Source organism: Faecalicatena sp. Marseille-Q4148 (assembly GCA_018228665.1).
Taxonomy (GTDB): Bacteria; Bacillota; Clostridia; order Lachnospirales; family Lachnospiraceae; genus UBA9414.
Genome location: CP073692.1, coordinates 3,076,410 through 3,088,861, shown reverse-complemented (window position 1 = coordinate 3,088,861; position 12,452 = coordinate 3,076,410). Strand labels below are relative to the sequence as shown.

The 12,452-nt window shown below is 39.8% G+C and carries 11 protein-coding genes; all 11 read right to left on the bottom strand.

Translation table 11 applies throughout. From position 1 onward, the window contains the following. Position 1: 1 nt before the first annotated feature. The 11 genes from KFE17_14945 to KFE17_14895 all read right to left on the bottom strand — a co-directional run bounded on the left by KFE17_14945 (position 2) and on the right by KFE17_14895 (position 12,448). A complete protein-coding gene (locus KFE17_14945; GenBank protein QUO32073.1) occupies positions 2 to 586 on the bottom strand; it encodes a class II aldolase/adducin family protein in 585 nt (194 codons plus the stop codon). Between the two features lies 1 nt (position 587). Further along, positions 588 to 1,871, bottom strand: a complete 1,284-nt coding sequence (locus KFE17_14940; GenBank protein ID QUO32072.1) for a four-carbon acid sugar kinase family protein — start codon at positions 1,869 to 1,871, stop codon at positions 588 to 590. A gap of 72 nt (positions 1,872 to 1,943) precedes the next feature. Beyond that, entirely contained in the window at positions 1,944 to 3,872 is a 1,929-nt protein-coding gene (locus tag KFE17_14935; protein ID QUO32071.1) for a sigma 54-interacting transcriptional regulator, read from the bottom strand. A gap of 191 nt (positions 3,873 to 4,063) precedes the next feature. Then, complete coding sequence (locus KFE17_14930) at positions 4,064 to 5,434, bottom strand: homoserine dehydrogenase (GenBank protein QUO32070.1); 1,371 nt, start codon at positions 5,432 to 5,434, stop codon at positions 4,064 to 4,066. A gap of 643 nt (positions 5,435 to 6,077) precedes the next feature. After that, entirely contained in the window at positions 6,078 to 6,974 is an 897-nt protein-coding gene (locus KFE17_14925) for a nucleotidyl transferase AbiEii/AbiGii toxin family protein (protein QUO32069.1), read from the bottom strand. After that, positions 6,967 to 7,572 carry a type IV toxin-antitoxin system AbiEi family antitoxin domain-containing protein gene (locus KFE17_14920; protein QUO32068.1) on the bottom strand — a complete coding sequence of 202 codons (606 nt, stop codon included), beginning with the start codon at positions 7,570 to 7,572 and terminating at the stop codon, positions 6,967 to 6,969. Before KFE17_14920 ends, KFE17_14925 begins: the two co-directional genes overlap by 8 nt. A gap of 377 nt (positions 7,573 to 7,949) precedes the next feature. Next, positions 7,950 to 9,488 carry an asparagine synthase (glutamine-hydrolyzing) gene (gene asnB / locus KFE17_14915; GenBank protein ID QUO32067.1) on the bottom strand — a complete coding sequence of 513 codons (1,539 nt, stop codon included), beginning with the start codon at positions 9,486 to 9,488 and terminating at the stop codon, positions 7,950 to 7,952. 169 nt (positions 9,489 to 9,657) lie between these two features. Continuing rightward, positions 9,658 to 9,894, bottom strand: coding sequence for a DUF3343 domain-containing protein (locus KFE17_14910; GenBank protein ID QUO32066.1), 237 nt, complete (start codon positions 9,892 to 9,894; stop codon positions 9,658 to 9,660). A gap of 2 nt (positions 9,895 to 9,896) precedes the next feature. Next, entirely contained in the window at positions 9,897 to 10,100 is a 204-nt protein-coding gene (locus KFE17_14905; GenBank protein QUO32065.1) for a sulfurtransferase TusA family protein, read from the bottom strand. 98 nt (positions 10,101 to 10,198) lie between these two features. Continuing rightward, positions 10,199 to 11,293, bottom strand: coding sequence for a YedE-related selenium metabolism membrane protein (locus tag KFE17_14900; protein ID QUO32064.1), 1,095 nt, complete (start codon positions 11,291 to 11,293; stop codon positions 10,199 to 10,201). Between the two features lie 15 nt (positions 11,294 to 11,308). Beyond that, positions 11,309 to 12,448: an aminotransferase class V-fold PLP-dependent enzyme gene (locus KFE17_14895; protein QUO32063.1), complete on the bottom strand. Its 1,140-nt coding sequence runs from the start codon at positions 12,446 to 12,448 to the stop codon at positions 11,309 to 11,311. Positions 12,449 to 12,452 lie beyond the last annotated feature (4 nt).

The following is a 12,452-nucleotide window of genomic DNA, read 5'->3' as shown; positions in this document are numbered from 1 at the left end:
ATCATTTCGCTCTCCGATTTATTTCTAAGGCAATCCGACAGCTTTCCTCTAACTCTTCCAATCCGTAAAAAGCATCCATGAGAGATGTTCCTGCAACAACCGGACCATGCTGTGCAAGAATAAACGCATCACTTTTTGCAACCGCCTGTCTAAACCTTTCAAACAGTTCTTCGCTTCCCGGCTTTGCATATGGTATAAGCCCAATCTTTCCTACCTTCATTTTAAGATAAGGTGTATACTCTGGCACAATATCTGTCATATCCGCCTGATTTAAGAAACTATACATCGTTGCATAATAGCTGTGAACATGAATGACCGCTTGAATATTTCCCAGTTTCTCATAGTACATTTTATGTAAAGGCAGTTCTTTACTTGGTTTTCTTCCTTCTATTCTTGTTCCATCAAGGGATACTTTCGAAAAACTGTCCGGCGTAAGGCGTCCAAAACAAGTTCCACTTCCTGTAATATAAAGATTTCCTTCATGCAAAAAACTCATATTCGCAGAAGAACCTGTCGCTTTGCCCCGATCAAACAGTGCTTTGCCAATCCAGATGGCATCCTCTATCTTTTGTTCTAATGTATCCATGTTATTCGTCACCTTTCGTCATCCGCAACGCCTTTGTAAAAAAATCACGCTCCCCAAAGTTTCCAGATTTTAATACAAGCCTCACATTCTCCTCTGCTATCGGTATCATAACCGGAACCCCCGGTGCAACAGAAGGACCTATACGAAATGCACCAAATCCAAGTGCTTTTGTAACTGCCCCTGAAGTTTCCCCGCCTGCCACAACAAAACGTCGATATCCTGCTTTCATTAATTCCACCGCAACACTACTGATTGTCTCTTCAATTAATGACGCAATTTTTTCTTTTCCTAATTTCTGTATTTCTTTCACATTCTCTGCACGATCAGACGAATAAATTAATACCTCTTCTTCTGGATGCTGTAAAATAAACTGCAAAATATCTTCCTCTGTCTGTTCTTCTGTAAGAAGTTCTTTTGGTCGAATTTGATATGTTAAATGCCCTTTTTCTTGATAATCAGCTACCTGTCCTTGCGTTGCAATTGAACAACTGCCTGCAAACACCACTCCCGGATAACTCTGTTCTGCTCCTGCCTTCAATGGCTGCCCTGTATTTTTTTTCTTACCGTCCAGCATTCTAACGGCTAACGGCTCAAGTATCCCTGACCCCCCTGTCAGAAAACAAAGATCACCAAACAAGCGTACAATTTCTTTTCCATCTTCATCACATACATAATCTGGAATAACATAAAAATGTTCTTCTGACTTTTCATTTCCACTGAGCCATTCCGTCAAATCATTTGCTTTCATTTGAAGCTGCTCACGAAACAGCTCCACTGCTTTATAACGGCTCTGAGTTTCCATTAGATTTTTCACCCGACTATCCAGCATAGGTGTAAGCGGATGGTTTCTCATATGGCTCTCTGCAAGCGGAACTCCATTAACAAATAATATTCCTTTCTCTACTTTTCTTCCATTTATCGGAAGTGCCGGACATAAAATCGTATATTTCTGTTCCAGATATTCCATAACCGCATCTGATACCGGACCTATATTTCCTTCTTTTGTGGAATCAAATGTAGAACAATATTTAAAATAAAATTTTGTTGCTCCATGATGCTCCAACCACTGAATTGCCTCTAATACATCTTTTACTGCCTGCTCTTTTTCCTGTGTACGCGATTTTAATGCAATTACAATTGCATCGGTTTCATCTGGAATGATAATCTGCTCCGGTATCTCATTCAATAAAATAGCATACATTCCTGCCTTTTCTAAAAAGCTGGCTGCATCTGAGGCACCTGTAAAATCGTCTGCAACACACCCCAACAACACTTTTTTCTGCATCGATGTAACCTCCTGTTTCTTCTTAATTATCTTTAGATACTTTATTTATAAGCAAATTTTATGCCAACTTTTTTAATCAAGATGATACGATTTCATTTTTCTCCATAATGTAGAACGATCCATACCAAGTATTAGCGCCGCCTCCCCTTTCTTCCCTTTTGTATACCGCAGCGCTTCTATAATTCTGTCCCGCTCAGAACAAGCTTCCATATATACTGGTTGAAATACTTTTTCCGGCATTTCCTTCTTATCTGGAACTTCTAAAGAGAACGCATTCTCCGGATAGAGCGCTGTGTTCATCATTTGACCGCTGATGAGCTTTTCTTCACAGATAACCGATAACCGTTCTGTAATATTGCGAAGTTCGCGAATGTTTCCTTCAAACTGATGTTGTATCAGAGTATTTTCCGCCTCTTGTGTGCATCCTTCTATATCCTTCCCAAAGCGATTATTATATTTTTTGAGAAAATAATAAAACAATGGCAAAATGTCTTCTTTTCTTTCTCTAAGAGGAGGAATACAAATTTTTAATACATCTAACCGATACAGCAAATCTTGTCGGAATTCTTTCTCCTGCACCATTTTCCTCAAATTCTTATTCGTTGCTGCAATAATCCGTGCATCCACATCAATTACCTTGTCATCTCCGATTCTTCTTACCTGTCTCTCCTGCAGTACACGCAAAAGCTTCCCTTGAAAATTAATCGGCAATTCAGAAATCTCATCTAAAAACAATGTTCCTCGATGTGCCTGCTCAAATAGCCCTACCTTCCCGCCTCTTTTACTTCCAGTAAACGCTCCATCCACATATCCAAACAGTTCACTTTCTAATAAATTTTCCGGAAATGCCGCACAGTTCACTGCAACAAATGGACCATTTCTTCTTTCACTTGCGTTATGGATGCTCTGCGCCATCAGTTCTTTTCCTGTTCCTGTCTCTCCGACAATCAAAATATTCGATGAAACATTCGCGTATTTCTGTGCGATTTGAATCGTATGCTCCATTAACATACTTTCGCGAATTACATCAGAAAATGTATAGCTTGCCACCAATCCCTTTTCAGATAATTTTTTCCGAATCTGAGATTCTCTCTGTTGGATATTTTTTACACTCTGACACGAAATCACGACACCTGTTGTATGATCACTGACAATGACCGGAGTGTAGTCAACTGATAACCGAATGTTTTGTATCTCCTGTACTTCATTAAAAATCGTTTGTCCTGTTCGCATTACTTCTCTATACCGATCCGCAAAAAACGGATACACCATCTGAAGTTCTTTGCCATGTACATATTCCGAATCCGTATAAAGCATTTGAAGTATTTTTTTATTTGCCAGTTCTATTACACCATCACTATTAATATAAATAAGCCCTTCCTTTGAAGTTTGTGTAATCGTTTCATAAATTTTCCTTCTCTCCCGTTCTTTCAAAATCGTTTCCTTCATCCGAACGGTTTCTCGAAAACTTTGTATGATCGCTTCTTCTCCAGTTTCAATTGTTACAACAGAAAGTCCTAGCCCCTCTGCAGCTGCAACAGCCGAATATCCTCCTACAATGATTTGATATCCATCACATTTTGCCTGATATACAGCATCTCCGATCTGCTCAAATGTGGTAACTTCTTTGACGGATACTTGCTGCCCTGTAAGACGACTCAATACATGTTCATCATGGTTATGTGTAGCAGACACAATTACAAGCGTTTTCTGCGAACCATATTTCCGTTGTGCCGTCATTAAGGCTCTCATAACATCATAACCTGTGATCGGAATTTCTAACACTGGTATATCATTTGCTCTTTTCTTCAAAAATGCTGCGCTGTATCCTCTTCCGATAATAAAATCATAGGTTTCTTCCCAAGGCATCAAATGTATTTCATCTACACGAATTACTCGAATATCGACTTGCATTTCTTCTTTTATAAAATAAGTCTCATATACCCTTCTTACAGTCTCTTCAAGTTCCGGATAAGGCACTACAAGTAATACTTTAAACATGATATCCTCCTTCACAACAGCCTATTCATATAGTTACAGTTTATAATATCAATTTTATTTTGTAAAACGAATTTCCTGTTCTTCCAGAAATTCCATAATATTTCTAACATTCGCGAAATAAAAGCAACACTTACAGGGAAGCACCCATATGGATGCCTCCCTGTAAGTTTTCATTATCTCCATCACTTTTATTACCGAAGTTCTAATCCCTGTTTATAATACTGATATGTTTCCAGACTTGAAAGATCCACATCATTCTGTGTTACCATCTCCCCGGCTTTTACATCACGCAGCAGTTCTGCACCATTCAGAAGATAGAACGGTGCTGCTTCCTTTGCATCCACACATTCCAGAAGTTCTGGAACAAGTCCCTTTATGGAATGATGATGACCTTCCACTTTCAACACTGTTCCTTTTGAAAGATCACGCTGTGCAACTCCTGCCATAACAGATACTTGACGACACTCCGGGTGAGTCCCGATTTTCATAAAATCTCCAAGCAAAATGGAAACCGGCGTTTCTAATCCCATGTAGTGATATGGATAATAAATACATGCATATTTTCCATTTCTGCTCATCACATGCCCTTTACTCTTTAAAATTTCCCACATTCCCTCATTTTCGCATTTGATAATAATAAATTCTCCTCCACAAAAACTTGCCTCATCTTCCTCACGAAGATTATAAAATACATCGACAACACCTGTCTTTTTCAAAATTCCTCCATCTTCTTCCGGAATAAAAATATTAGCTAATTCACTCGTTTTGGCAATCGGATAGTCAAGAAATGGTGACGCTGGAGCAAATCCTGTCACATTTGACACAAGATTCATTTCACAGAGATCCGCCGAAATGACTTCTGTATAATGTTCCAACAATCTGCGACGTTCTTTTAATGTTTCCACGCCATTATAACGCCAACAATTTTGCATATCAGGCATATGTTCTCTTACTCCACTTCCATCTGTGTATGTAAGATCTCCTGTTTCACGATTCCATACAAAATCATACTCGCTAGATTTTCCTACTGCTATAATTTCCAATCCGAGAATTTTTCCCCATGAATACAAATCAAGAAGATTTCTTGGCTGATCTCCATTTACAAGTGTATAGACTGCATTGTTTTCTGCTGCTGCCTGATTCAACATTGGACCACATACACTGTCCGTTTCTTTTGAAACCATATAGACATTGATTCCTCGTTTTAACGCAGAAAATGCTGCGTCAGCACTTACCTTTGTATTTCCAGTACATTCCACAAGTGCTGTAATACCACATTCCATCACAAGTTCATAGTCACTAACGATCAAAATGTCTGTTTCTTTTGCTGTATTAATTGCTTCTTTATCTTGGCAAAATATGATTCGTTCTTCTTCGTATCCAATTTCTTTCAATACACCTCGGCATTCTTCCGGATGTCTGGAACAAATCACTCTCAGTTCCAATAGTGACACTTTTGGAATCTGTGCCAGTAGCGTATAGCCATACCCTCGTGTCGCACCAATAATTCCTACTTTTGATTTTTTCCCAGATCTGTCCTGTAACAAGTTTGTATAATCCATCTAACATCTCTCCTTCGTTTTTTCTGAATCCCAGCAGTATTGTAAATCTCTCCATTTTTTTACATTCCTCTGCCAAGTCTTTCTTTATACATAAATAATTAGCAATCTCTGTGCCAACTTATAATTCATTTTCTACAGTCTCAGGCAATCTCAAAGCGCAGAAATTGCAACACTTTTGTTGCATCACATAGTGTTGCATCACTTTTTATGTGATATCTACGCAAAGAGTTTATAAGAATTCTACAAATGGAAGTATTTTACTAAAAACAAAAAAGATATCGCAAATACTAACGCCACATAAGGAATTAATTTGAAAGAAAATACATCAAAACACAACTTTGCAGGCATTACAAAAGCAGGAAAGGGTTGTCGCTTTAACGATTAATAAATCGTGAAGCGGCAACCCCTTCATTAGTTATTTTTTATTTGCCAAAAAGTAAAATACATTTGAACAACCAATTCTAGTAACACAAACGATATATGTACGATACTAAAGATACAAATAGCCGTAATGTATTTTTATATTGAAATCGGTAAAAGATTCTGCATTAGAGAAATCATACTTGGGTAAAACATCAACATAGATGATTTTGCAGCACTAAGTATGCGTTGCAGTTCTTTTACACCTCAAAAGTCCCTCCTATTATATCCAATCGTAATCAGTGGCAGACCAGTGTTCATTAAGCTCTTTACCCTCAACTGCCGCCGTAAATGGTTTGGTCAAGAAAGCGCAGATTGTTTTCAGCACGGTGCTGTAATCATCCGTTTTCGTATCTATCTTACGGATAAATGCCTTCCACTTTTTCTGCATAGCGCTATCACTATCAAAAGTCATAACCTGTTCAAACTGTGCCACCGTAAAATTGTGTTCTCTGTTTGCAAAGGTTTTCCTAAGAGCTTCAGACAGTATCTTGCCGTCAAAATCAAATTTATTAGCAAGATAATAAATATCGTAATAGTCTTTCATCCGGCTGGAAAACTCCATCAGGCTGAGGATTGCGTCAATTTTTTCAGCAACAGTCGTTTCAATGGAATAAGTATTAATTGTCGGTGCAACAAAATCATCAAGCTGAGTAGGGATTTTTCTTTTTTCCTGCTTTGGCACAATGATATCACCAACACCAAAATCAATACAAAAAGGTGTGCGAGTATTTTTAATATGAGCGACCATTGAAACTCCTATACCGGCATATTTCTTCGCAACAGCAATAGGTGCAATATCTTTTATCTCAAAGGTCACAAAAGCATTACCTGTTTGAACTGCAATAATTTCCTCAAGTATACTCTTTAACTGTTCCGGTGTATTGGGTATTTTTCGAAGCAAAAAATCTACATCAACTGTTACTCGGCTATCAAAGTCAGTAAGCGAATAGAGGAACAGGCCTCCTTTTAACACGAGGTTCTCAGCATACTTGGATCTTCCCAAACGCCGCAAAAATTCCTCTTGGCAAAAGAGCTGTAAACAGAGTTGATAACTTCTTCCACTTTCAGCAGCTTTATTCTTAAGTCGCGCCAACACGGACGCAGCTATATCAGCCATTAAGCAGCACCTCCATTACATTCATAACCTTTGTATAAAGCTTCATTTCCTTTGCATATTTAGACAAATTTGCAAGCTTCTTTTTTTCGTCAGCAGCATAGGCATTGACAGCCTTATTAAAAATTTCGTTGTCAAGTTTTGTGCGGTACTTAAAGCAATCGCATATTGTTCGCTCACGGTCATACACAGGTAATATTACACCATTAAAATTGCTTGTGGACTTACCTATGTCTAAAAATTCCTTTTGAATATAATAAGCCTTCATCGTAAATTCTTCAATGTTCTTTACAGCACGGGACGCTGTTCTCGGCACAGCAATCGACCATTTGCGGGGAGAAAAATCACTATATCCATAGTGAAACAAAGCAGACTCCACACAAATAATTCCCTGCGGAAGAAGTTCCCGTATAAGCTGTTCTTCTGTGATATTTTTACTTTGGGGAAGCTGATAAAATCCTCTGCGAATTCTTTCAATGATTCCTTCTTTACAAAAAACTGCTACCTCGTATTTATTTATCCCATTAGCAGCAAAATCTGAAGTTTTTGCAATGCCGCCGTTATTTTCAATTACCGTTTTTAAAATTTCTTTTTTACTCAAACAGACACCAACTTTCCGCACACTAGAAATAAATAATATACACAATTATTATATCATATAGTTTCGAAAAGAAAAACAACTATATGTAGACATTATTTTAAAATTGTACGCTAAAAGTAATTAGAATATCAATTAAGTTCCATTTAAAATTAAATAGTCTTTCCCATCCTCCGAAAAAATATTGTAACAGTTCAGTCTTGTCAGAGACAAAAGGGAAAAATGGAAGAAATACGGGCAAATCGGCAGGAATTCCGTTTCATAGCATTAGGACAAAAAAATACGGTGTAACCCATTTTACTAAGTTACACCGTACTTACCCAAAAAAACTTTCTTAGTGGGTGTTGCCAAATACGATTTCCTTTTATTTACATTACATTTTAACGTTTTACAAAGTATTCCTCATACCACACAAGGAATGTATAAATTGTCCACACTTTTCTCCAGTTATCCGAATTTCCGCCAACATAATCATCAAAGATCGCATTGATCTCATCAAGATTGAAGAATTTTGCCGCCATCTCGCTGTGGAATTTCTCGCGCACATCCTGATTGTAGCGGTCATCTGCCATCCAGATTCTGATTGGTACGATAAAGCCAAGCTTCTTGCGGAATGCGATTTCCTCCGGAAGCACTTTTCTTGCGGCAGTGCGGAGTGCAACTTTATTCTGTTCTTCGTTGACTTTATATCTTGACGGCATTCTTGATGCGATATCAAAGATTCGAAGATCTGTGAGCGGCATCCTGATTTCGAGCCCTGCTGCCTCACTCATCTTATCCACATTCAGATAAATATCTCCCTCCAGCCAGATCTGAATATCTACATCTGACATTTTCGTAAGAGGATCCAGTCCTTCTGTTTCTTCATAAATACCTGCCGCAAGTTCAATCGGAAGAACATCCGGATCGTATTTCTTCAGAATCTTTTTCTTCTCTTCTTCTTTCATGATGTTTGTATTGCCAACATAGAACGTCTTTAAATTCTCCCCATAGCGTTCTGCATTGCGGTACATATTATAACCACCGAAAAATTCATCCGCACCTTCTCCTGAGTAACACAGCTTTGTATGTTTTGCTGTTGCCTGACATCCAAGCGCAAATACGATTGCCGATGCATCTCCAAGCGGCTGCTCCATATTATACATTACATACGGTACAATTGCAAAATACTGCTCCGGTGTAATCACTGAGCGCTCAATGTTCTTTCCAAGCAGTTTTGCCGTCTCTACTGCAAGTACAGATTCATCAAACCGCTCTTCTTCATATCCGCATGTATCCGCGGTTTCGGCATCGGACATTGCAAGGACATAAGAAGAATCTACACCGCCTGACAGAAATGATTCTGCTGTCTCATCTTCTGTCTTGACTTCAGCCATTACCTCTTTCACTGTATCGTGGATCTCATCTGCCCATTCTTCCAGTGTCTTACTCTCATCCGGATGAAATTCCGGTTTCCAGTAACGCTCAACTGTCAATCTTCCTTCCTGCCATACAAGATAACGTCCCGGCAGCAGTTTCTTCAGTCCTCTGAAAAATGTATTCTCTCCAGCAACATATGTCAGACTCAAATACAACTGCAGCATTTCTTCATTTAATTCTTTCACAAATCCCGGCTGTTCAATAATACTGCGAATCATCGTTCCGTAAAGCAGCTTTCCATCTGCCGTTTCGTAATAATAGAACGGCTTTGTTCCAAACTGATCTCTTACACAGAACAGCTTCTTTTCTCTGTCGTCCCATAAGGCAAACGCAAACATTCCATACAGGTGCTTTGCCATCTCATAGCCCCATGTCTCATACGCTCTGATTAAAATCTGTTCCTCTTTCTTCTCCCTGGAAAGTGTACTGTCAATTTCCAGCTCTGTACATAATGCTTTCCAGTTACGGATATGTCCTCTGTATTCCTGAACCTTTATCATATGTATATCACTCCTGTAATTATTTATCTTATTTTTTATCTTACTATGAATCCTATTGTCTTATTATAGTCCAAATGTTTCGGAATCACAATAAAAAATCTATACAGGATTGATAAAACATTGGACATTACAAAGAGCTACCACATAAGTGATAGCTCTTTACCTCTTCTTACACCATACATTCGTGCATGTCTTCTTCTTCAATTCCAACATTTTTCATCATATCCTGAATTGTTTCACGATCTGTAAGATCTGCACACCAGGACAGTCCGCACCCTGCGGAAATACTTCTCGGAACCGGAATCAGTCTTCCCGGAACATCGTGTTCTTTACATGCTTTTTCCATCGCCATTGCGTCTGCCGTTGTATGGAATGTTACAACCAGTTTTAATTCTTTCTTTCTCATAACTACTCAATTACAATTTCGAATTCAGAACCGATCTCTCTTACGGTTGTTTTCTTGCCGTGATCTTTGGCATATTTTTCAACATTTGTTTTCTGGTGCGCTTCACTTACCAGAACTTTTACCGGACCTTTTGTGCTATTCAGCGCTTCTGCTGTCAGCATTAACGGTTCCGGACAAGAAAGACCTCTTGCATCTACTTCCTTCATAATATTTTACCTGCCTTTCCAGAATACCATAATTCCTATTACTCTTCAAGCATCATTCAAAAGCTATCTTCTTACTTTCAATATACTGCTCCCCGGATTTATTTTGCCGCTTTACGTTTGTTACCTGCCGCAATAATAAAGCAAACTACAATACAAATAATAACAGCTGCTTTTCCGTAGATAGATGGACCTCCTGCTACTGCCGGTGCATCTGCTGTTGCTGCAGAAGCTGCTGCGGAAGCAAGTCCCAGATTATGTGCCAGTGCTGCTCCTATAAAAAGTCCAAGTACTGTTATTCCTGCATCAGAAGAACCCTGTCCTGCCAGTACTAACTGACGAAGCGGACATCCCCCTGCGAGAACAGCGGCGAAACCAACTGCATACATACCGAGAATGTTCCATAAATGCTGAGAATGTGCGATCGGCTGACCGGCAAATCCAAGATGGAATCCGCCTGTTGCGATATTAAATACAAGCATTACCACAAATAATCCGGCAATCACTGAAATTAAATCGAAACTCTTCATTAAAATAATATCACGGATACTTCCCGCAAAACACATTCTTGACTTCTGAGCAAGCACACCGAAAATAATTCCGCCGATCAATGATGCGATGATCGGAGCATGCATACTTCCCGGGCCTTTTTCGCTGACTGCAAATAAAGTTGTTCCAACACTGACTGCAAGAATTCCAAGCACGATGACTGGAAGTACCGCGCCGCTCATTGCATTCGTTTCGTATGCTCTTCCGAGGCTAAAGCCTTTCTTCAAGAAGAATGCTCCTGTCGCAACACCGCCGACAAATCCGATCAGAGCAACCCAAGCATTCAAATCTCCGGCTGACATACGGATTACCATACGGAGCGGACAACCTAAGAATACTAACGAACCGATCATAATGATCATACCAAGCACAAAACGTGTCATCGGTGAAGAACCACCTGATGAACGATATTCTTTCGTTGCAACAGAAATTGCAAATGCTCCAAGCACAATACCGATTGTCTCCGGTCTTGCATACTGTACAACTGCTGCACTGTGCATCTTCATTGCACCTGCAGTATCACGAATGAAACAAGCAATACAAAATGCCATGTTTCCAGGATTGCCAAGCACTGCCAGTACCGCCGCTACAATACCGCAAAGAATGCCGGCAAACGCCAGTTTTTTCTTTGAATCAGATAAATTCATTGTAATTTCCTCCTCTTACTCCTCTTCTGCCAATTCTCTGATGGCTGCAATTGCAGCATCAATTTCTTCTTCCGTATTAAAATGCGAGAAGCTGAATCTGACTGCTCCCTGATCTACTGTTCCAAGAGCTTTGTGCATAAGCGGTGCGCAATGCGCTCCCGGTCTTGTAGAAATACCATATGTCATAAGGAGCTCATCGCTCACTTCAGAAGAATCATAATCAGCAATATTCAGAGTAACGATCGGACAGCGATCCTCTGTTTCAAAATCACCGTATATTTTTACACCTGGAATATCCTTTACCCCATTGTAAAACTTCCACATATAATGCTGTTCTGTCTCACGGATATGCTCCATGCCGGTATCCATAATATATTTCACACCTGCGCCTAATCCGGCAATTCCGTGTCCGTTCAATGTCCCTGCCTCAAGTGCAGTCGGCATCTCTGCAGGATGGTGCGTATTATATGTATCTACACCGCTTCCACCGCTTTTGAGCGGACGCAGTTCAATTCCTTCCCGAACATAGATTCCGCCTGTTCCCTGAGGTCCCAGAAGTCCTTTATGTCCTGTAAAGCAAAGAATATCGATGTGCATCTTCTGTACATCAATCTCAAATACTCCTGCAGTCTGTGATGCATCTACAATAAAGCGGATGCCATGATCTTCCGCAATCTTTCCGACTCTCTCAAGATCGACTCTGTTACCTGTCAGATTCGATCCATTGGTACAGACAATCACTTTTGTCTCCGGACGGATTGCCTTCTCAAAATCTTCGTAACAGATGCGTCCTCTTTTATCACTCTCGATCACAGTTAATTCCACGCCCTGCTCTTGCATCTCATACAATGGCCGCAATACAGAATTGTGCTCCAGCGCTGTTGTAATAGCATGGTCGCCCGGATTGAGACTTCCTTTAATTGCAATATTCAAACTCTCTGTCGAATTGCATGTAAATGCGATTCTTTTTGCATTCTCCGCATGGAAAAGCTGTGCCAGCCTGTCCCTCGTATCATAAATAATTCTGGCTGCACTCAGCGATGCTTCATTGGCACCGCGGCCTGCATTTCCAAGACTGTTCATTGCCTGCACAACTGCATCTATCACGGCCTGCGGCTTATGCATCGTCGTTGCTGCATTATCTAAGTAAATCATGTTC